Annotated in this window: 16 protein-coding genes; 8 read left to right on the plus strand and 8 right to left on the minus strand. The window is 34.6% G+C overall.

The window, feature by feature from the left end; genetic code table 11:
* Window positions 1-220 precede the first annotated feature (220 nt).
* The 5 genes from F6K23_RS31415 to F6K23_RS31435 all read right to left on the minus strand — a co-directional run bounded on the left by F6K23_RS31415 (window position 221) and on the right by F6K23_RS31435 (window position 4,093).
* Entirely contained in the window at window positions 221-886 is a 666-nt protein-coding gene (locus F6K23_RS31415) for an HAS-barrel domain-containing protein (RefSeq protein WP_293163347.1), read from the minus strand.
* Window positions 887-1,416: 530 nt separating this feature from the next.
* On the minus strand, window positions 1,417-1,551 hold the full coding sequence (locus F6K23_RS31420) for a hypothetical protein (protein ID WP_293163349.1): 135 nt from the start codon (window positions 1,549-1,551) through the stop codon (window positions 1,417-1,419).
* A gap of 1,026 nt (window positions 1,552-2,577) precedes the next feature.
* Window positions 2,578-2,772 carry an NAD(P)H dehydrogenase subunit NdhS gene (locus tag F6K23_RS31425; protein ID WP_202219034.1) on the minus strand — a complete coding sequence of 65 codons (195 nt, stop codon included), beginning with the start codon at window positions 2,770-2,772 and terminating at the stop codon, window positions 2,578-2,580.
* 33 nt (window positions 2,773-2,805) lie between these two features.
* Window positions 2,806-3,039 (minus strand): hypothetical protein, encoded by a 234-nt coding sequence (locus F6K23_RS31430; RefSeq protein WP_293163355.1) that lies wholly within the window; start codon window positions 3,037-3,039, stop codon window positions 2,806-2,808.
* On the minus strand, window positions 3,023-4,093 hold the full coding sequence (locus tag F6K23_RS31435; protein ID WP_293163358.1) for an Mrp/NBP35 family ATP-binding protein: 1,071 nt from the start codon (window positions 4,091-4,093) through the stop codon (window positions 3,023-3,025). The genes F6K23_RS31430 and F6K23_RS31435 overlap by 17 nt, the downstream gene beginning before the upstream one ends.
* Window positions 4,094-4,660: 567 nt before the next feature.
* Between F6K23_RS31435 and hemF the strand changes: the two genes are divergently transcribed.
* The 3 genes from hemF to psb29 all read left to right on the plus strand — a co-directional run bounded on the left by hemF (window position 4,661) and on the right by psb29 (window position 8,758).
* Entirely contained in the window at window positions 4,661-5,647 is a 987-nt protein-coding gene (gene hemF / locus F6K23_RS31440) for an oxygen-dependent coproporphyrinogen oxidase (RefSeq protein ID WP_375340806.1), read from the plus strand.
* Between the two features lie 68 nt (window positions 5,648-5,715).
* Entirely contained in the window at window positions 5,716-6,090 is a 375-nt protein-coding gene (locus F6K23_RS31445; protein WP_293163364.1) for an STAS domain-containing protein, read from the plus strand.
* 1,948 nt (window positions 6,091-8,038) lie between these two features.
* Complete coding sequence (psb29, locus tag F6K23_RS31450) at window positions 8,039-8,758, plus strand: photosystem II biogenesis protein Psp29 (RefSeq protein WP_293163366.1); 720 nt, start codon at window positions 8,039-8,041, stop codon at window positions 8,756-8,758.
* A 378-nt stretch (window positions 8,759-9,136) separates the two neighbouring features.
* Here psb29 and F6K23_RS31455 read toward each other — a convergent pair whose 3' ends face one another.
* Both F6K23_RS31455 and F6K23_RS31460 read right to left on the minus strand, forming a co-directional pair.
* On the minus strand, window positions 9,137-9,658 hold the full coding sequence (locus F6K23_RS31455) for a late competence development ComFB family protein (protein ID WP_293163369.1): 522 nt from the start codon (window positions 9,656-9,658) through the stop codon (window positions 9,137-9,139).
* A 191-nt stretch (window positions 9,659-9,849) separates the two neighbouring features.
* Window positions 9,850-10,725: a M23 family metallopeptidase gene (locus tag F6K23_RS31460; protein ID WP_293163372.1), complete on the minus strand. Its 876-nt coding sequence runs from the start codon at window positions 10,723-10,725 to the stop codon at window positions 9,850-9,852.
* A 665-nt stretch (window positions 10,726-11,390) separates the two neighbouring features.
* Between F6K23_RS31460 and F6K23_RS31465 the strand changes: the two genes are divergently transcribed.
* Window positions 11,391-13,703 (plus strand): cation:proton antiporter, encoded by a 2,313-nt coding sequence (locus F6K23_RS31465; protein ID WP_293163375.1) that lies wholly within the window; start codon window positions 11,391-11,393, stop codon window positions 13,701-13,703.
* 376 nt (window positions 13,704-14,079) lie between these two features.
* On the opposite strand, the gene F6K23_RS31470 is transcribed toward F6K23_RS31465, so the two are convergent.
* Window positions 14,080-14,292 carry an RNA-binding protein hfq gene (locus F6K23_RS31470; protein ID WP_287518525.1) on the minus strand — a complete coding sequence of 71 codons (213 nt, stop codon included), beginning with the start codon at window positions 14,290-14,292 and terminating at the stop codon, window positions 14,080-14,082.
* Window positions 14,293-14,368: 76 nt separating this feature from the next.
* Here F6K23_RS31470 and dapF point away from each other — a divergent pair, with 76 nt between their 5' ends.
* The 4 genes from dapF to F6K23_RS31490 all read left to right on the plus strand — a co-directional run bounded on the left by dapF (window position 14,369) and on the right by F6K23_RS31490 (window position 22,288).
* Window positions 14,369-15,229: a diaminopimelate epimerase gene (gene dapF / locus F6K23_RS31475; RefSeq protein WP_293163381.1), complete on the plus strand. Its 861-nt coding sequence runs from the start codon at window positions 14,369-14,371 to the stop codon at window positions 15,227-15,229.
* Between the two features lie 547 nt (window positions 15,230-15,776).
* A complete protein-coding gene (locus F6K23_RS31480; protein ID WP_293163384.1) occupies window positions 15,777-16,922 on the plus strand; it encodes a hypothetical protein in 1,146 nt (381 codons plus the stop codon).
* 860 nt (window positions 16,923-17,782) lie between these two features.
* On the plus strand, window positions 17,783-18,874 hold the full coding sequence (locus F6K23_RS31485) for a DEAD/DEAH box helicase (RefSeq protein ID WP_293163387.1): 1,092 nt from the start codon (window positions 17,783-17,785) through the stop codon (window positions 18,872-18,874).
* Window positions 18,875-20,851: 1,977 nt separating this feature from the next.
* On the plus strand, window positions 20,852-22,288 hold the full coding sequence (locus F6K23_RS31490; RefSeq protein ID WP_293163390.1) for a phospholipase D-like domain-containing protein: 1,437 nt from the start codon (window positions 20,852-20,854) through the stop codon (window positions 22,286-22,288).
* Window positions 22,289-22,705 lie beyond the last annotated feature (417 nt).

Raw genomic sequence — 22,705 nt, forward strand, 5'->3', positions numbered from 1 at the left:
GTAGAAGCAAAGATATGTAAAATACTTTTCGTTTAATCATCATTTTTGAGTTACAAATTTGATACGTAAAAACTCTGTATTTACTTTAGTTATTTGACTTTTAATATCATGTCTTTTGGGGTGCGTTGGTGTAAGCCCAAGCATGAATATATATAAGAAAGAAATTTAAGTTTTTTTCTTCCCTCTTCCTTCTTCCTTCTTCCCTCTTCCTTCTTATTTTTTAAGGATGTATTTGCCCTAATATTATTTTTAAACGGTCATAATCATCTCTCAACAAAACACTCATATTTCTACCTGCCTGAACTAACCAATTACGGTCTGCTTTTCTCAGTTGATAAATTTCTCTAATAGTAGCAGCTACTAAAGCATCAACAGGAGCATTAAATAACTGTAATAAAGTCCGCAAAAAATCTAACTTTTCACTAAACCTAATTATTTCTTCTGATTCACATAAATAAACTGCTTGATGAATTTGAGGTGGACGAGGTGGCAGATATTGGTAAATTCTGCCATTTTCTGCTGTAGAACCATTTAATTCTTCTTGAGATTTAAAACCTACTATTGCTGCTCTAAATTCTGTCTTCAACATAGCAAAAATTTGTGGTTGTTGTTCCCGTAACTGAGCTAAAGACATTCCCAAAGCTCTTGCTCTATGTACTGAATCAATAGGCAAGGTAGTTGCATAATAAACCACTCCATAAATCTCATTTCCTGATTGTTCATCCTGAGATTTTACCCAAGTACCAAAAGCAGGCATCATCGGAAAATCTAACTCTTCTGGTTCTAAACATTGAGCTAAAAATTCTGTTGTTGCTGTTTCTATTACTTCAGCTATGTAATTGTTCTGGCGATTTGTATTAGCAAATTGTGGTAAAGGAAGACGCATAAGTATTTAAGAAGGTTGTAGGTTGTAGATAATTAAGATTTTACCTAAAACCTCACATCATTCTTGATTTTTTTCAACAATTAATAATTATATCATGTCCCCTTGAATACTTATTCTTTGGTGAAAATAAGGCAGAGAGTAGAAGGCACTTATGCTGAAGGTTTTCTTCCCATTAGTGATTTAATTCTATACATAAACGATGCTAATAGACATGATATTACCTCTTCTTAAAAATTTATAGAATTGGCGAATAAAATTTTTTATCTTGATTGCTTGTTGAAAGAAGAGACATTCAACATGAATTATTCAGTAATCAAAAAAAATCTACTATTTACTAGTGCAGGATGGCTCAAATAACTGGTTACAAAATCCCGTGAACAATTACAAATCAAAAATGATTGACTTTTAAATCCATGACTTTTAACTTCCGAGTAGCGACACCAGTTAAATGATTTTTTCTTGCGACCTGCTGTTGGATCTACTAACTCTAATTCTGAGAGTCTAAACCTTACTAACTTATGCCAAAGTCTTTAAAAAAGTGGTAGGTAGTAGTTGGTAGATTGTAAGTTGTAGACAATTAAGATTTCACCCAAAACTTCACACCATGATTGATTTTTTTCAACAAAGTGGTAGGTAGTAGTTGGTAGATTGTAAGTTGTAGACAATTAAGATTTCACCCAAAACTTCACACCATGATTGATTTTTTTCAACAGTTAATAATTACCTCTCCTTAAAATTTATAGAATTGGCGAATAGGATTTTTTATCTTGATTGCTTGTTGAAAGAAGAGACATTCAACATGAATTATTCAGTAATGAAAAAAAATCTACTATTTACTAGTGCAGGATGGCTCAAATAACTGGTTACAAAATCCCGCGAACAATTACAAATCAAAAATGATTGACTTTTAAATCCATGACTTTTAACTTCCGAGTAGCGACACCAGTTAAATGATTTTTTCTTGCGACCTGCTGTTGGATCTACTAACTCTAATTCTGAGAGTCTAAACCTTACTAACTTATGCCAAAGTCTTTAAAAAAGTGGTAGGTAGTAGTTGGTAGATTGTAAGTTGTAGACAATTAAGATTTCACCCAAAACTTCACACCATGATTGATTTTTTTCAACAGTTAATAATTACCTCTCCTTAAAATTTATAGAATTGGCGAATAGGATTTTTTATCTTGATTGCTTGTTGAAAGAAGAGACATTCAACATGAATTATTCAGTAATGAAAAAAAATCTACTATTTACTAGTGCAGGATGGCTCAAATAACTGGTTACAAAATCCCGCGAACAATTACAAATCAAAAATGATTGACTTTTAAATCCATGACTTTTAACTTCCGAGTAGCGACACCAGTTAAATGATTTTTTCTTGCGACCTGCTGTTGGATCTACTAACTCTAATTCTGAGAATCTAAACCTTACTAACTTATGCCAAATGGAAATGTCTAAAGTATTTAATAAGGTGGAAGGTGAAAGGTAGTAGGTTGTAGATAATTTAATATTTCACCTAAAACCTCACACCATTCTTGATTTTTTTCAACAATTAATTCAACAATTAATAATTACCTATCCTTAAAGTTATAGAATTTGCAAACAAAATTATTTGTCTTTATTCCTTGTTGAAAAAAGAGACATTCAACCTGAATTATTCAGTAATGAAAAACATCTACTATTTACTAACTAAATTATTTTTTCTTGCGACCTGCCGTGGCATCTACTAACTCTAATTCTGAGAGTCTAAATGTTACTAACTTATCCCAATTTCCACCTTCAAATAATACAGCAGCTTTACCGTCACTTACTCGTTGAACTTGTCCTTGAAATCCATAATAAGTATCACTAATATTTTTAACTCGAACTGCTACACCAGGTAAAATCATTGTTTTCTACTCCAATCAAAAATTTTCTCAATTTTAGGAAAGTGAAGGCTTTTTTATTGTAATATTTTTGGCATCTTTGACATTCTCCCGACACTGCTCTAAGTTACAAAAATAACTTCTGACTCTCTTGGTGCACGTTCCCTCTCTTGGTCGGCGTTCCCTTGCAACTATGGTCGTCGCGGGGTCTGACCGCTTGCGTTTGTCGCCCACGCGGGGTCGCACCGCTTCTGACTTCTGACTTCTGACTTCGTTAAGCCAAGGCCACAACAGAAACTCTACCAGCAATTTTTTGAGCGATCGCTTTCAACTCTTGAGCGGAACTAGAATTAGGAGCACCAACTACAATAGGAACTCCAGTATCTCCACCTTCTCTAACAGGCATTTCCAAAGGAACTCCTCCCAGTAATGGTACACCTAGTTCCTCTGCTGTTCTTTTACCACCACCAGAACCAAAAATGTCATACTTTTTCTCTGGCATATCTGGAGGGACAAAATAACTCATATTTTCAACTATTCCTAATACAGAAACCCCTAACTGCTGAAACATTTTTAGACCTTTGCGAGAGTCCAATAATGCCACTGTTTGAGGAGTTGTCACAATTACCACTCCAGACATAGGGACAGCTTGAGCTAATGTTAATTGAGCATCACCAGTACCAGGAGGCAAGTCTACCAATAAATAATCTAAATCTCCCCATTGCACTTGGTACAAAAATTGTCGGATAATTCCATTCAACATTGGACCACGCCAAATTACAGGTTGATCTTTATCAATTAAAAAAGCCATAGAAACCAACTTTACTCCATGATTAAAAGCTGGTTCCAGGACTTCTCCAGATTGTCCTGCTTGTACCATAACTTTAGCATCTGCTAGACCTAACATCGTTGGGTCGTTAGGGCCATAAATATCAGCATCAATCAAACCCACTTTAGCGCCCATTTGAGCCAATGCCACAGCTACATTCACTGCCACTGTACTTTTACCAACTCCACCTTTACCACTAGAGACAGCAATAATATTTTTCACTCCATCAATACCTTGGCGGTCAGGTATAGTTTTCTGCTGAGGAGTCTCTGCTGTGACATCTACTATAACTTCGTTCACTCCAGGAAGTTGCTTAACAGCTTTTTGACAGTCTTCTACAATAAATTCTCGTAATGGACAAGCTGGAGTTGTCAACACTAAGGTGAACTTAACTTGTCCATCTGTAGCTTTAATATTGCGAATCATATTTAGTTCTACCAAACTCTTTTGCAGTTCGGGGTCTTGTACTGGTCGCAAAACATCTAAAATAGATTGAGTATCAGGTATACTTGACATATGATATCCTTCAAAAGTTAAATTTTTATTAAATTATATCTGTTATTTGCAAAGTCATGTTGAACATTTTATTCATTTAATTACTAATAATTAAATTAATTCGTTAATTAATCTGATATTTTATTAAAAGCAATAAATTAGAATCTAAGAAATTAATATAATTTAGGAGGTCTAGAAAAATGATTGGTGATGAGATTAAAAATTAAATTTAGTAATTAGTAAAAGAATCAATGATAACTAGCTACAAAATTTTCTGTAATCCATAATTTACTTATGGTCTACCATATCATAATCATATAGTTATTCAATGTAAATTAATAGGCAAGGCTAATTCAGTAGTTAAGAATGATAGTTGAGTGTTTGACAATATATCTATATCAATCAAGATAGGTTGATTTACTCAATAAAAATAAAAGCTGGAAAAAACAGGAAAATTTTACTAGGCGATCAAGAGCATGGTAGGATAAAAAGCCTGGTAAAGATATAATTTTTAGCCAATTTGAAACACATATTATACCTATGACAGCTTCCACTGAAACCCAAAAAACAACACCTCTATCTCTATCAATGAGTAGTACCCAAGGTCGAGTCAGTAAATTTATGCAGGATATACAAGATGAAATTTGTCAAGGACTGGAGCAATTAGATGGAGTTGGCAAATTCAAAGAAGACCGTTGGGAACGTCCAGGTGGTGGTGGAGGAAGGTCTCGTGTAATTAGAGACGGTGCGGTTTTTGAACAGGGAGGAGTTAATTTTTCAGAAGTCTGGGGAGATAAACTACCACCAAGCATACTAGCACAAAGACCAGAAGCCGAAGGTCATGGTTTTTATGCCACAGGGACTTCAATGGTACTGCACCCTAAAAATCCTTATGTACCAACAGTGCATCTTAATTATCGCTATTTTGAAGCAGGACCTGTATGGTGGTTTGGTGGAGGTATAGATTTAACACCTTACTATCCCTATGCCGAAGACGCAGCTCACTTTCATCAAACTATTAAGGCTGCCTGTGATCAAAGCCATAAAGAGTATTATCCTGTATTTAAAAGATGGTGTGATGAGTATTTTTACTTAAAGCATCGTCAAGAAATGCGAGGTGTAGGAGGTATCTTCTTTGATTATCAAGATGGTCAAGGAGAATTATACAAAGGGCCAGATAGTCAAGGACCAGCAGCAATTTATAGTCAGCAGTTAGGAGTTCCTGAATCTCGTAGTTGGGAATCATTATTTACATTTGTACAAAATTGTGGTAGATCATTCTTACCAGCATATAAAACAATAGTAGAGCGACGGCAACCCATGGAATATGGCGATCGGGAACGCAACTTTCAGCTATACCGACGTGGCCGTTATGTTGAATTTAATCTAGTGTATGACAGAGGTACAATTTTTGGTTTGCAAACCAATGGTCGTACAGAGTCAATCTTGATGTCTTTACCACCTTTGGTCCGTTGGGAATATGGCTACAGTCCAGAACCCAATACACCAGAAGCTAAACTATATGAAGTATTCTTAAAACCTCATGATTGGGCTAACTGGAAACCAAATCATTAATTACTCTGAGTTAAACTACAGTCAGATGGGCAACCACCATAACTAATATCATCCCGAGGGAAGGGTCAGTGATTCATATTGAGCAAAAAACCCACACAACTCAGGACGGCACAACAGTAATCGTCCTAGCACCAACTGGACGCTTGGATATCACAACAGCTTGGCAGTTTCGCCTCAAGTTGCAGGAATGTATCTCCAAACTAAGTCGTCATGTAGTGGTCAATTTAGGTCAGGTTAACTTTATTGATAGTTCTGGACTTACATCTTTGGTAGCAGGCATGCGAGATGCTGACAAAGTTAAGGGTAGTTTCCGAATTTGTAGTGTTCATCCAGAAGCCAAACTGGTATTTGAAGTAACTATGATGGATTCTGTGTTTGAGATTTTTGAAACAGAACCAGAAGCTCTTAATTATCGTGATGTCCGTGAAGGGAATAGAGCTTAAACAGTGTTGAGTTGAAGCAGAACTTACTCAATTTTATATCTAAACAAACTGTCCAGCAGAGTACTTCTTTAATAAATTAAAATTCGATTGAAATGGGATTACCAAGACCAGTCACAATAGAGTAAAAGTATATAACTGACAACATGATTGTAAATTAGTCATCATAAATTGTCATTATTTTAGTAAGGGTATATTGGGTTTTTCAGCCCTATTTCCCATTACTATGTAGAACTATTGGTAAATTTTCCTTTGGATTAAAGGCTGACAACTTTGTTAAACAAAAAGTTTTATGGTAAATCCACTGAATCTTCTAGAATTGGCGTAAGCAAAAGTTATCATAGTTTTTGTAGAAACCGACTTTTTGTTGATGACTAAATGCAGAAATTAATTTGTTCTAGCTTGGCATCAGTTCAAAATCCCCAATCAGAATTTTAATTGCACTTATTTAAAATGTATTATTTTTGCCTTATGGTCTACCTTACTTGCAATCAATGCAAATTCAGTGGGTATGGACTTGTTATTTGGTTAAATATATATTTTAGTTGAACTCAGAGTTAAGCTTAGTAATCTCAATGGCTGCCAATTCTTAAAACCTGGTGGCCTTTTTTTATAAATTAGAATTTTACTGCACCACTTATATAGCGCTACGCATTAAGGTGTTTGACATTAATAGAAGCATCAAACCCTTTTGTTTGTATTCCCCTATTGCCTTCCGGAGCTGTTGCCTTGCGTGTAGCGCCATAACATCAGTTCTGAACTAAAGCTACGACTTTTGATAAATTCATATATCCCTAATAAAGCCTCCCAAGTACCTTTACCTGTTTGCGGATCTACACCTTTGTCATAACTAAGAAACATAAAAAATGGCGGGAGGAAAGTTCCCGGAAGATTTATCCCCTGGTTGAATAACGACGCGCGGGTTTAAACCCGGCGTAAAAGTCTGGTATACTAGAAATAGCAAGTAAGAACAAGGTTTGTCACCATGACAAGATCGCGCTTTGCGGTGAAATTCCGGCGGACAGGAGACGGGGAATTAATTTCTTACGACGGCTCAAAGCAAGCAGGCAGCTAGAGCAGCGAGAAGATTGCTCCAACATATTGAGTAAAACCACTCGTGAAAGCTAAAAAAAGTAGACTCACAGCTAGATTTCGGTCTATGTCGAGGAGTTTAGAAGTCTGTTGACAGGCTTTAAGCAAATGTGGATTCATCCCATTTGCGGTGGATTAACCACGGAATCCAGGGTGTTTCAACCCCTGGAGATGTCAAATTTGCAATAGCAAAATTATTGTAGAGTATATCCTATATCTATTCTACAAAGGAAGATAATAGGATTTGCCAGATAAATAATAACCTTGTTTATCTCAACGTTGGTTGAAGACCCGCACTCTCCCGAAGGGGAGCGTCGCATGGGAAAACCAATCAATTTTGCGGCGCATGCCAATAGTGTGTTAGTCTTAAAGAAGGCTGCTGGGCTAGCAGTGTCAGTCTGTGGAGCGACCATAAGACCAGAAAGAAGTTTGGCCTTGGAGGCAGGTGCGTATTTAAGCAGAAAGTCCTGAACCGCGAGGTTTAGGAATCCCGCCCTGTCTCGTGAGAGCAGCGTCGGGAGGATGTCAAACTAAGTTGCTTCAGTACAGCTCCTCAAAGGAATTATTGAGAAATATTAAAGTAGTCTGCCAGATATTACTGTAATGGTTTTTGGGAATCAAGGTAATTATCAATTGCCTTTTGTTGATACAATACTCTATTGTGCCATACAGTCATTAATTGGTTAAACCAGTAAGAAGAAATTAACTGTTTTAATTTTTGGCAGTTTAATTCTCGCGGTAGGTACTTCACAAAGTCAAACCCACCCTGCTTTTCCAATACTATATGATGCTTTCAAGCTGACCTAGTAGGGAATAAACATCTGACAGGGATGGGATTATAGAAGAATTAGAATACCAGGTGAATAATATTCGTACTGTTTCAGATACTAAGAAAGCTTTTTATAATTCTCACACCCGTCCAATTAGCTCCATATACAATCGAGTTGTTGAAGAGCTGTTAGTGGAAATGCACCTGATTTCCGTCAATGCTGATTATAGCTATAATCCATTTTATGCTTTGGGTATAGTTACAGCTTTTGACCGTTTTATGGAGGGATACTCTCCTGAACAGGACAAAATTTCTATTTTTAATGCTCTGATTCAAGCACAAGAAGAGGACTCAGATAAATACCGTGCAGATGCTAAAGGATTAGAAGATTTAGCGAGTCAAATGTCTGGACAGGATATGCTATCGTGGATTTGCTTATCAGTAGATAGAGATGATGCTCAACATTTGCAAGATAATTTAAGAGCTATTTCAGATGGTTATAAATTTAAGTATAATCGCTTATTTGCTATAGGTTTATTCACTTTACTAGAAATAGCAGATACAGAGTTAGTTAAGGAACAACCGCAGCGTACAGAAGCTATCAAGAAAATTTCCCAAGCTTTAAACTTGCCAGAAGAAAAATCATTAAAAGATATCGAAATGTATCGTAGCAATTTAGAGAGAATAATTCAAGCTCGCAGTGCTATGGAAGATACTCTGATGGCAGCTAGGAAAAAACGAGAGAAACGTAGCTTGGAAAAAGGGAATGTACCTACTTCTGCGAGTAAGACTTCAAATGATAGTCATTAAATATAAATAACTAAAGATTGAATAATTTAATATTTAGTATTTTGACTGTATTTTTTTAAGTGCTATTTACTGGCTTGTTAAAAATTATTCTTGCTATTATTTCAACTTAATTTTTTTGAGTAGGAGATGTTTGAAAACATCTCCTACTCAAATTATTTATTCCATAGATAGTATTTATAGAATGTAGTTCACTGGTTAATAATAATATAAGATTATCAATTTTTTATTTTAAAAAAACTATATATTGAGCAAATAAAAATTTAGAATACTTCATAAATACTAATACAAATAAAAAAAATCTATAACAATCATTTTTATCCTAAGAACAAACAACCTTTATTATTCTATCTAGTAAGAATAATTTAAAGATAAATCGTACTATTGTTCATACTGTGGAGCATAAGATTTAAGTAAATCACTAAGTTGTGAACCAACATCAGGAGAAGTACCAAAAGGTGTAGGGTTAATTGGTTGTCGGTCTATGTTTCGAACAATAGCTTCATTTACCTGCTGAGAAATTAGATTTTGAAGTTCATCTTTAGCCTTAGACCTTTGAAACTGAGCGCCCTCCTCTGTAGTAGCATATAGAGGAGGAAGTCTATTTAAAGCATAAGCTGCAATATCCCCCACATCAAGGGTTTTGTCGCTAGTTGCTTCAATTTCTGCCACTCGTGCGATCGCCTCAGAAAGTACTAATTCTTCCATAACATTAATAAATTGTTTACGAGGTAAAACAACAACTTCTCCTGTTAATAAAGCTCCCATTAAACGGTCAAGAGCCATATATTCCTCAATTGATAATTCGGAAGCCGTGTTACAAATTAGTCCTACCTCTGCTTCCATAGAAGGTGTTAAATAACCATCTTGTAAAGCTTGTTCAACAATTTTTTCTATACTCATAAGTTTTATTCTAAGTTTACTGAAAATAATTTTCAAATAAGGTTTCTACATATTTATCAGATTAAGATTATAAGTTAATCAAAGTCAAGATCAACTATTACCTTACTTTTCAGAGCATAACTTAAAAATCACATATAAGTAAGTCGGCGGAAAAAAAATTTCTGAGTCTTGATGTGTTAATTATAAAAGCCTTATTCAATACCTTTGTATCGCCAAGGAACAGGATCGACAGCTTGACCAGATACATATAGTCCCCAATGTAGATGAGGACCTGTAGATGCCCCCGTAGATCCTACAGCACCAATTAACTGGCCAGCTTTCACAAAATCACCTTCTTTAACATTAATACGACTCAAATGGATAAAAACGCTCGTTACCCCTTGACCATGATCGATACCCACAGTATTACCATGAATTTCAAAGCCCTGAGATTCTAATCCTACTAGAGCGACACGACCAGCAGCAGGAGCTACTACAGGAGAGCCATTATAATCTGCATAATCTACCCCACGATGATAATAGTTTTCAGCAAATTCTCCATTATAATACCGTCGCACCCCATAAATTGTACTTACAGGACCTTGGTTAGGTCGAAGAAATGGACCATTCCAAAATTTCTCTGGAGTGACAAGTTTCTTAAATTCTCCCACTCTGTCAAATTCTAAGTCTGTTCCTTTGAGAGAATCTTTACCAGGAGGCAACCAAATAGATTGAGTGGGAAAGGAGCGACCTTGCAGATTTACATTTACATTCTGTACACCTGTTTCAGTGGTAATTTGAAGCTGTCGTGTACCTGGTCGGTCTAAAGGAGTAGTTGGTAATAATGCCCTCAACTTATTTTCTCCAATTGAAAAAAATGGATAAGTTTTTCCATCCATATTAACTTTAGGGGTTGCTCCGCCAATGGATTCTTGAATTACAACTGATAAAGTATCTCCAAGTTGTGGGTTAGTAGGAGTTATTTGTACAGTTTGGCTAAATCCAGGGCTAGATATTATGAATATTGTTGTAACTATAGCTAAGATTAAGTTAGGGATAAGTTGTTTAAGTTTGATAGACCAAAACATTAGTTTTTGTAGTTAAGATTTTTCTAATTAATTAAAGACTAAATTATATTTGCAGGTTCAAATTAAAAATATCCTCTTATCTCAGGAGGAATCTATTTGAAGAAGGTTTTAAGTTGTAGGTTTTAGGTATTAGATTCAACTTTTTGCGTTGCACAGTAACAAAGAATTTTATGTTTTTAATGAACAGGATTTTGGATTAATCAATTGCTAGTAAATATTAATATTAGTTTTTTTTAGTCAAAGTCTAAACTAAATTTTTGGCAATATCATTACATAATGTACAACTCCAAATTTTTAGGGTATTTAACTCCAATCAATTAGTGTTTTTTATACCTAAGACCTACCACCAAAAGAAACATAGCTTTGGTAATTAATTTTTAGCTTTGCTGATTTTTGGCATGGTATAGATAGCTGAAAATTATAAATCTAATTCAATATTCAATTAAATATCAAAAATATAAAAATTATAGACTCATTCATCAATGTCTAATTCTTCAAGTTAAGTTATTTGATGATTAATCAATAGGATTAATATGATTAACACTCAAACGATTAAATGTCAATAAATTATTATTTAAGGATTTAAGACATAACCAATCAAACATTAAATATTATATCTTGAAGTTAATATACCTTTACAATATTGTCATACTTAATAAAAATCTGTGCAAGAAGACTTCCGATTAATCATAGACTTAGTATTAGTTCTGGCCGCTGCAGCTACAGGAGGACTATTAGCTTCACTACTACGACAACCAGTGTTATTAGGTTATCTAGTAGGTGGGATGATTGTGGGACCAGCAGGATTTGGTCTCATTAAAGAACTGATTCAAGTAGAAACATTAGCTCAACTAGGGGTGGCTTTTTTACTATTCGCTCTAGGAGTGGAATTCTCTCTAGGAGAATTGAAAAAAGTTCAAGCTATAAGTTTGGGCGGAGGTGGACTACAAATTGCCCTGACTATTTTAATCACAACATTAGTATCTTTAGGTGTGGGATGGGTATCTTCTCCTGCCCAAGGAATATTTTTAGGAGCAATTTTATCCCTATCATCAACGGCGGTTGTATTGAAGTGCTTGATGGAGCGCAACGAAGCTTCAACATCACACGGCCAAGTAATGTTGGGGATTTTAGTAGTCCAAGACTTAGCCTTGGGACTAATGTTAGCGGTTTTACCTGCTTTAAATCAGCCACCAGAAATTATTGGTATTACGGTGGGGCGATCGCTTCTGGAAATAGGTCTATTTGCCCTGGGTGCAATAGCAGCAGGAATATGGATTATACCATATTTACTCAGATTTCTAGCAAAAACTGAGAGTCGAGAATTATTTTTATTGGGAGTAGTGGCCCTATGTTTAGGAATAGCTCTCCTCACTGAACACTTGGGTTTTTCGATTGAGATGGGTGCCTTTGTGGCGGGTCTGATGATCTCTGAGGTAGAGTATGCTGACCAAACTTTAACTTATGTTGAGCCGATCCGAGACATTTTTGCAGCTCTGTTTTTTGTAGCGATCGGGATGTTAATCGACCCATTTTTCTTATGGAGTCATCTAGAAATAATTCTGGGTTTGGTCTTTTTAGTTCTAGTGGGAAAATTTTTGATTGTCACTCCCATTGTCAGAATTTTTGGTTATCCTCTGAAAACAGCAATTCTGACTGGTTTAGGTTTAGCCCAAATAGGAGAATTTTCCTTTGTGCTTGCTAGTGCGGGACAAACATTAGGATTAGTTTCTCGTCGGGTATACTTATTAATATTAGGTACAACGGCTGTAACTTTAGTAATTACACCTTTTGTCCTGAAAATAGTCCCACAATTGTTAAACTGGGCTGAGACTTTCCCCTGGTTACAAAAATATCTTTACCAGACTGGGGAACCTTCTACAGCGATAGCAGTAGATTTACCTCTACAAAATCATGTAATTATCTGTGGTTATGGACAGGTAGGCCGTAACTTGGCACAACAACTAGAAAAACATAATGTCCCTTATCTGGTAATTGACCAATCTGAAAGAGTAGCTCAAAAGTTACGAGAAAAAGGAATTACGTACTTCTACGGAAATGTTTGCTCCTTACACGTTTTAGAAGCAGCAGGTGTAGACAGGGCAATGGCAATGGCGATCGCTATACCAGATGCTATGAGTACGAGACTTTGCCTGAAGCGGTCTTTAGAATTTGCCCCAGATTTAGATATTGTGGTCAAAGCTAACCGATATAAGGATATAGAGTTGCTTTATCAACTTGGAGCAAGGGAGGTAGTTGAACCAAATTTTGAAGCTAGTTTGGAGCTTTCTAATCATTTGCTAATTGGGATGGGGATACCAGCAAAAGATATTCAAAAAGAAATTGAAGAAATTCGTCAAAGTCATTATCAAGCATTGCGTCTTTCAATTCCAGACCCTGAAATATCTCGCGAGTTAAAAGCAGCAATTCAGGATATGAACAGCAGATGGTACTCCCTACCAGAAAATTCTCCTCTGACTGGGATGAGTTTAGAGGAAACTAATTTAAGACAGTTGACAGGAGTCAGCTTAATGGCTATCCGTAGAGAGGAAGGAGAGGAAATTGACTATCCAGAAGGTCAAGCTATATTAGATATTGGCGATAAACTTTTGTTGGTAGGGGAACCTTCAGAATTAGAGAGTTTCGATAAGTTGGCTAAAGGAGAAATTGCTGTGCCAAAAGAAAGTACTTCTTGTCAATGGTTAATTTTAGCTGAGTCTAGTCCTTATGTGGGCAAAAAAATATCTGGGGCAAATTTACGTCGTCAATATGGGGTAGAAGTTCAAGCAATTCGACGAGAAGGGAAATTTATCCGATGGCCTCGAGGAAATACGAAGTTACAAGTGGGCGATCGGTTGTTGATATGTGGTGGTTTCCATGAACTAAGTCAAGTAAGGCAACTGAAAATTCCCCAGACTCAGAAATATCCTAAAAAACAGAAGTTAACTACAGCAGTTAGTGAAACTACAGAAATTTAGCAATAGTCATTTGCCATATTTGACTTTGCCACAAATTTTGTAATTACATCATTTTGGAATTTTCTATTTTTGATTACAGCAGTTTCAAACTTTCCGGAGGTAAAAAATTTATTCTGGAAAGTAGTGGTTCAGGGAGTAGGAAGTAGGAAGTAGGAAAGATGGATTAATGTTGAACTTTACCTCACCATCTTAAAAAGTGCTGTAACTTAAAATAAAAAGGTAGAAGAACTTTGATGAAAAAATTAGGATTAGTAGTTCAGGGAGTAGGGAGTAGGGAGTAGGAAAGAGAGATTAATGTTGAACTTTACCTCACCATCTTAAAAAGTGCTGTAACTTAAAATAAAAAGGTAGAAGAACTTTGATGAAAAAATTAGGATTAGTTTTTTGGTTTGAGATAAACAATAGCTTGTCGCCAAATTAGAATTGGTAAATCATACTGGTCTAAGAGACAAATACAATTTGGGTCTTGCCAAAAAACTTTTCCCACATGGAGGTCGTTGGTAATTAGTTTTAGCTCTACTTCTTTCTTATCTGTGATATAAGTTTGAATCTGGCGAACACTGGGTAAACTGGTATCAAAGTCAGACATAATAATTATTCAATATATTTCCCGCGTCAAATTTTTATTTAAAAGTAAATTTCAACTTAATTGCTGGAGCATTATAATGACAGTATCATTCACCAAGTATCATGGTCTAGGCAACGATTTTATTTTGATTGATAATCGCCACCTCCCGCAACCCATAGTAACACCAGAACAGGCGATAAAATTGTGCGATCGCAATTTTGGTATTGGCGCAAATGGTGTGATTTTTGCTCTGCCTAGACAAGAGCAAGCAGATTATACCATGCGGATATTTAACTCTGATGGTTCAGAGTCAGAAATGTGTGGCAATGGGATTAGATGTTTAGCTAAGTTTATTGCTGAAATAGATAATGATAATAAAACTAAATATAAAATTTATACTGGTGCAGGTCTGCTCGGAATCGAATTACAACCAGATGGCCAAGTAAAAGTTGATATGGGACAGCCAAAACTATTGGCATCGGAAATACCCACAACTCTAGGTATAGGTAATGGTGATGAGAAAATTGTCAATCAAACTGTAGAAGTGGCTGGAAAGTCTTGGTCTGTTACCTGTGTCAATATGGGAAACCCACACTGTATAACTTTTGTAGAAAATGTTATTGATATAGCTCTAGAAATAGTAGGTCCTCAATTTGAGCATCACTCCGTATTTCCAGAACGCACTAATACAGAATTTATTCAAGTTATTAGCCCAAATTATGTGAAAATGCGAGTGTGGGAAAGAGGCGCTGGTGCAACATTAGCTTGTGGCACGGGTGCTTGTGCATCAGTAGTAGCGGGGGTTTTAACTCAAAGAAACGAAAACAAAGTTACAGTTGAACTACCTGGAGGTTGTTTGGAAATTGAATGGTCAACTACAGACCAAAAAGTTTATATGACTGGACCCGCAGAAAAAGTATTTACAGGAGTCATTAATGAATCAATAATTAGTTCATAAAAATGTAGAGATTGGCAATTGTTGAAAATTAATTTTTTGACAATTTAAAAATTAGTTTTATATGGCAAAGAACGAGTTGGTTAGGAAATAAATTGATGATGAATAGTAAGACAGAGAAATACTTTTCCCACTGTTTCCTGTTCCCTGCTATAGCAGTCAAAAGAAAGGTTAGCAAAGATCAACAGGTTAAAACTCAGATAAGGTAAAATTTTTACCGAATAATTAATTAATTAATAATTAAATAATTCTGGTTTAAAGCCTTCCCTTTTAAGGGGAAAAGAAATAAATAATGTTTCCTTATATTCAATTCCGTAGCGGTTTTAACCAGAGGTAATTATCCATTATCCATTAATGAATTCTTCCTTCTTTCTTCTTCCTTCTGCTATAAATATCAAAATTTACATTTTCAAGAAAGTTATAAAGAAAAATTAGATAGTATAAAAAAATCAACTGTGCTATTTTCAATACTGAGAATAACTTTTAGATAAAAATTAAAAGTTATATTGATTTTTACTGGGAATTTTGACTTAAAAATAGAGGTATATTCATGGGCGGAGGTATTTACTTAATTCGTGACAACGATCAACTAGTGGAAATGACAGAACAAGCTTATGAGTCTGAAGATCAACTACAAGAATTTGTAGAAACTTATCCTAACTTACTTGCGGGAGATGATATAGACAGAGCTACTCCCAGAAGATGGTTATTAATATCACGGGAAATAACAATATCTACAGAAGAAGATATCACACAACAGTGGGCGCTATCTAATTTATTTCTTGACCAAGAAGCAATTCCGACATTAGTAATAGTTAAAGGCGCTTACAAAGCAGAAATTCGCCAACAAGTAGTAGGTCAAATGATTGATTATGCTGCTAATGTAGGAGTTTATTGGCCTCTAGAGTCAATTATTGCTCAGTTTGAAGTCAACTGTCGGGAACATGGCCGCGATCCAGAACAAGTATTTGAAAAATTTCTGGGTTTAGATGCTGATGAAGAAAAGTTTTGGCAAAAAGTTAAAACCAATTTACAAGCAAATAAAATTCGTTTAGTATTTGTGGCAGATAATATTCCGGCAGAATTACGAAGGGTAGTAGAATTTCTGAATGAACAAATAGACCCACTAGAAGTTTTGGCATTAGAAATTAAACAGTATGTTAGTCAGGAAGGTTTAAGAACTTTAGTTCCAAGAGTAATTGGTCAAACAACTGAAGCACAACTGAAAAAATTAAGCACAACTCGTGAAAGAAGAAGGTGGGACGAAGTATCTTTCTTTCAAGAGTTTGAAACTAGATGGGGCGCTGATGAGGCAGCAATACTGAGAAAAATTCATGAGTGGGCTAAAAACCAAGAACCTATAGTTTCAATTCAGTGGGGGACAGGAGATGTTTATGGTGGCTTTACTACAATAGTTAATCAACCAGGGAAAAAGAGTCTGGAGTTGTTTAGTATTGATATTTCAGGTCGTCTAGAAATTTACTCGAATAAATATAGTTGTCAACCTCCATTTAATAACAATACTAAATGGTTGGAGTTAAGAGCTAAACTTAGTTCGATTGGTCTAGCTCTACCAGGAAATTTAGAAGAATTTAGAGCGCCTAGTTTACGTTTATCGACATTACAAGATGATGCAGCATTACAGCAAGTAATGGAAACTTTTCATTGGATTATTGAAGAAGTTAATCAAGGGTAATTTCAGTTATCAGTTATCAGTTATCAGTTATCAGTTGTCAGGTAAGCATTAAGCTCTTAGCAGTCAGCTAGAGCGCAAATAATGAATAATTCCATATAATCATGAAAAAGCATAATTTGACAGTAAGTTTTAATTCTATCCAAATTTCTCAATTGCTTTTACCGAAAAATTGTGGGTATGCGCCTCCCCTTTTAAAGGGATAATAAAAAAAAATTTTCATTATTAGTCAATCCTCTTCTTTTCAAGGAGAGGTAATTATTCATTATTCATTATTCATTATTCATTATTCATTATTCATTATTCATTGTTGAACTCCTCCTATCAGCTATTGATGATAGCTAATAGCTGACTGCTGAATGCTTACGTTATGAGTTGTAATTAAATTTTAAGTTAAAGGTGATTGAAATAATAGCCATTCACCAGGCATTTAAAGGTGATTTAGATTGAAAATGCTAAAGTGGCGATCGCCTGTTTCAAACATATAGCTGAAGGAAGAAGGAAGAAGGAAGAATAAAAAATCTTGAGTTGTCTGAGTTTTAGGTTTTTAATATCTTCTAATTTTTCCTTCGACTACTATATTTAAAATTTTGTTTCTTTAATTACCTATTCATGGAAATACGGTTGAATAATTAATAAGTAATAATTAATTATTAATAAGTAATATTTGCCATTCCTGTAAAGTAGGGGCGAATGGCAATTCGCCCTGCCCTGATTATTCGTAATATTTTTTTCCAAATTAGTATAGCACTGAAAATCTAATATCAAATTGATAAATGTTTGCTACAAATAGCTAGGATATTTCTTAGGAGTCAACCCACTCCTCACCCCTTCCAGGAGGGGAACTCAGAAGTCATATGGGAATGGCTTTAATAGCAGTTTTTAGGTGGGAATTTATCTTTTTAGTCCAAGAGACATCTCCTTTCATTTTACAGAAGTTAAATAAAGAATGGAATGAAAAATTACGGAGAAAACAACAAGATTTGATGTCTATATTTATAGATGAAATAAATGTTTTAGGGGCAACTTGTTTAGGGGTCGCGAGATTTAAAGACCGTAATTTTGATTGGGTAATAATTGATGAAGCTGCTCGCTCTACTGCACCGGAAAGTTTTGTGCCAATGTCGAAAGGTAAGAAAATTATTTTAGTGGGAGACCATCAACAGTTACCGCCAATTATCGATAGAGAAGTTCAGGAAAAAGCGTGGAATGAACAACATATTGAAAAGAGAATTCTGGAGATAAGTTTGTTTGAGTATCTTTATGAAAAATTGCCAGATAATAATAAGATAACTCTAACTAATCAATATAGAATGCACCCAAATATTGGTGATTTGGTTAGTACATTATTTTACGAAAGTCGGGTTTCTAGTCAGTTTGTTCATGTTAAGGAAAAAAAACACGGTTTGAGAGAATTTAATCACAATATTTCTTGGATATCTACTAGCGATGTTTCAAAAGAAAAATCTCAAGAAAAACGAATAGGAAAAAGTTTTAGTAATGCTTATGAGGCTAAAGTTATTAAGGGAGTTTTGGCAAAAATTCAAAAAAATTGTGAGTCGAATAATTTATCAAAAGAGGTTGGGGTTATTTCTGCTTATCGTTCACAAATTGGTATTTTAGAATCGACTATTGCTCCTAAAAATAAGGAGTTGTGGAAAAATCTAGATATTGTTATTCATACAGTTGATGCTTTTCAAGGTGGAGAAAAAGATATTATTATTTATGATTTAGTTCGGAGTAATTCTAAGAAAATATTGGGTTTTACTTCGGACTATCGCAGATTAAATGTTGCTTTATCTCGTGCAAGGCAATTATTAATTATAGTAGGCAATGATAATATGGCTTATGAAGGAAAGACTCCTCGTAATATTCCTAATCAATTTAAAGATTTAATTGAATATATTGATAGTAGTAAAGTTTGCTCTCGACTTGAGTCTGGTAAATTTATATGATGAAATACTCTTTATTACAACGAACTCTTAAGAGGGGTTTAGAGACCAAACTCCTACAGATGAAAATTTGGAAAAATTCGGAAAAATGGAGTTATTAATAAAATTATTACAATTAACCTCTAAAAAGCTGTAAAAGATTTTCCTTTCTACAACCTTAGCGATCGCGGAGCGGAATGGAGTTCTATCGCGCTCAAAACTATACTATTTTAAGTTGAATAAAAAGTCATAAGTATATACGAACGACTCAATCTAAATACTATAGTATCAAAATTTGGGGGAGAATGGAAACCTTTGATGCGGAAGTTATGCGCTTGAGAAAATGAGAATTTGAGGTATTTTCTATTGAGGAGGAATTTATGGAAACCTTTGATGCGGAAGTTATGCGCTACATAAAATGAGAATTTGAGGTATTTTCTATTGAGAAGGAATTATGGAAACCTTTGAAGCGGAAGTTATACGCTTGAGAAAATGAGAATTTGAGGTATTTTCTATTGAGAAGGAATTATGGAAACCTTTGAAGCGGAAGTTATACGCTTGAGAAAATGAGAATTTGAGGTATTTTCTATTGAGGAGGAATTTATGGAAACCTTTGAAGCGGAAGTTATGCGCTCCATAAAATGAGAATTTGAGGTATTTTCTATTGAGGAGGAATTTATGGAAACCTTTGAAGCGGAAGTTATGCGCTCCATAAAATGAGAATTTGAGGTATTTTTCTATTAAGAAGGAATTATGGAAACCTTTGAAGCGGAAGTTATGCGCTTGAGAAAATGAGAATTTGAGGTGTTTTTCTATGGAGAAGGAATTATGGAAACCTTTGATTCGGAAGTTATGCGCTCCATAAAATGATTTGATGAGGTGTTTTTTATGGAGGAGGAATTATGGAAATATTTGATTCGGAAATTATGCGCTCCATAAAATGAGAATTTGAGGTGTTTTCTATTGAGGAGGAATTTATGGAACCTTTGATGCGGAAGTTATGCGCTTGAGAAAATGAGAATTTGAGGTGTTTTTTATGGAGAAGGAATTTATGGAAACCTTTGATGCGGAAGTTATGCGCTCCATAAAATGAGAATTTGAGGTGTTTTCTATTGAGGAGGAATGTATGGAAACTTTGATGCGGAAGTTAGGAGCTTAATAAAATGAGGTTTTGAGGTATTTTCTATTGAGGAGGAATGTATGAAACCTTTGATGCGGAAGTTAGGCGCTTAATAAAATGAGATTTTGAGGTATTTTCTATTGAGGAGTGATATATGGAAAGATTTGATGCGGAAGTTAGGCGCTTAATAAAATGAGATTTTGAGGTATTTTCTATTGAGGAGGAATTTATGGAAACCTTTGAAGCGGAAGTTATGTGCTTGAGAAAATGAGAATTTGAGGTATTTTTCTATTAAGGAGGAAGTTATGTGCTCCATAAAATGATTGGGTGAGGTATTTTTCTATTGAGGAGGAATGTATGGAACCTTTGATGCGGAAGTTATGCGCTTAATAAAATGAGATTTTGAGGTATTTTCTATTGAGGAGGAATGTATGAAACCTTTGATGCGGAAGTTATGCGCTTGAGAAAATGAGAATTTGAGGTATTTTTCTATTAAGGAGGAATTTATGGAACCTTTGAAGCGGAAGTTATGCGCTACAGAAAATGAGAATTTGAGGTGTTTTCTATGGAGGAGTGATATATGGAAACCTTTGAAGCGGAAGTTATGCGCTACAGAAAATGAGAATTTGAGGGATTTTCTATTGGGGAGGAATTTATGGAACCTTTGAAGCGGAAGTTATGCGCTTGAGAAAATGAGAATTTGAGGTATTTTCTATTGAGGAGAAATTTATGGAACCTTTGATGCGGAAGTTACGCGCTTGAGAAAATGAGAATTTGAATGTAGCTATTAAGAAAATCATAGCAACTAACTTTTGAAAAGGGTTTAGAGACTAAAGCTCTAGAATAAATAAAAAGCTGTAAAAATTTATTTGAGGAACTTAATGATGGAGAACGAAATTAAAGACTTTGAAAATAAGATTAGAAAATATCATTCACTTCCTGAAGCAATAGTGCTTGATTCTAAACCAGTTGGTTATCCTTTCTATGTCTTACGTCTTGACTTAACTTATTTGACGAATAGAGAATTAAAATTACTAGAAGAATTTGTATTGAAATCTATTACTAATGGGTTGGTAAAACCAAAAGAAATTTCTAGTTTTCTTGGTATGGAAAGTTATCAAATAGAAAAAGTATTATCAGAATTAATTTCCAGAGATTTAGTCAAAAAAGAAGAAAATTTAGAGTTAACAACAGTAGGTTTAGATGCTTTAGAACAACAAACAGTTTTAGCACCTATTTCTGAAACTCAGACATTTTATCTAGACACTCTAAATGGAAAACTGACAAACTCTTTCTCCTCGGAAAATTTTGACAGTAAAATTCATAAAAATAGTGCCATAAATAAAATCATCAAAAAACCAAAGAAAAGTCATATAGAAGATTTAGTTGATTACTATCCAGATATTGAAAAACTTCTACAAAAATCCGTTCCTAATCATCCTAATCTCATAGAATTAGTACAAGTTAATAACATAGAAAAAATATATCCTCAATGGCATGAACTTTTGCTAGTTTTGTATAAAAATAATCCTGGCGATCGCGAAATTGAATATGAGATTTTTTCTAGAGGTTCTATCCAAGTAGAATATCGGAATACTATAGAAGAATTGTATGCTGAAGGAAAAAAAATACTGGAGCCAATTTTTCAACAAATGGAACAGGATCAACTACCAGAAAGTTTAGGTAATGAGGTTATTTTTAGTATTAAAGATGATGATATTCAAACTGTAGAAAAATTAACTACAAAAATTAGTTCTCTCAATGACCCCGATCATTTTGTTGAAACTAAAAATAATTCAGTCAAACAAGAAAAACAAAAGCTTCAGAAAGAACTCAAGCAAGTCCAAAACAAAACCAGAATATCAGAAGTAATTCATACTTATCAAATTCGTGAATATTTACTTAAAGCTTCAAAAGAAGCAAAAAATAGACTAATGATAATTTCACCTTGGATTAAAGCAAATGTAGTAGATGAAAAATTTATATCAACTTTAAAAGATACCTTAAAACGAAAAGTTCAAGTTTATATAATCTATGGAATTAAAGGTTCAAAAGTTCAAAATGATGATAAGTCGATTAAACAATTAGGGAATTTAAAAGCAAATTACAAAAATCTCCAATTTGACAAAACTAAAAATACTCATCGTAAACAAATTATTTGTGATGATAAATTTGCCATAGTAACCAGCTTTAACTTTTTATCATTTAGAGCAGACCCCCATTTAACATATAGAGATGAACTAGGAGTTATTCTCAGAGATAAACAAACTATTGAAGATTTATTTAAAAGTGGGATTAATTTAATTAGGGTTTGCTGAAAAAGTCTTTTTGCTCTTTGTAGGGACCCACCCCTAACCCCTCCGGTGGAGGGGAAAAAGGGAGTAGTTAGGACTTAGAATAAATGGGAATTACAGAGTCAGTGGCAAAAAAAATAGTAAGAGTAATTTTTCGGCTTTTGCTACCCGAAAATGCTCGCTTTTTTAAACATAGCTTGCTGAAAAGTTATACTTTTTCCAGACATAAATTGCCTCAAACAAATATCAGTCAATACTTTGATATTTAATCAGCAAGCTCTAATTAGTTAAAATCACAAATTATTTATTTATCAATTATTGATGTACTATAAATCGTAAGCATTTCCTACAGACTGCTTCCCTACGGGATACTACGCAAACGCAAACAGCTATCAGCCATAAGCTATCAGTTAAAAATCCAAAGGTTTAGAGCTGTTATAC

Source organism: Okeania sp. SIO2C9, assembly GCF_010672455.1.
GTDB lineage: Bacteria > Cyanobacteriota > Cyanobacteriia > Cyanobacteriales > Microcoleaceae > Okeania.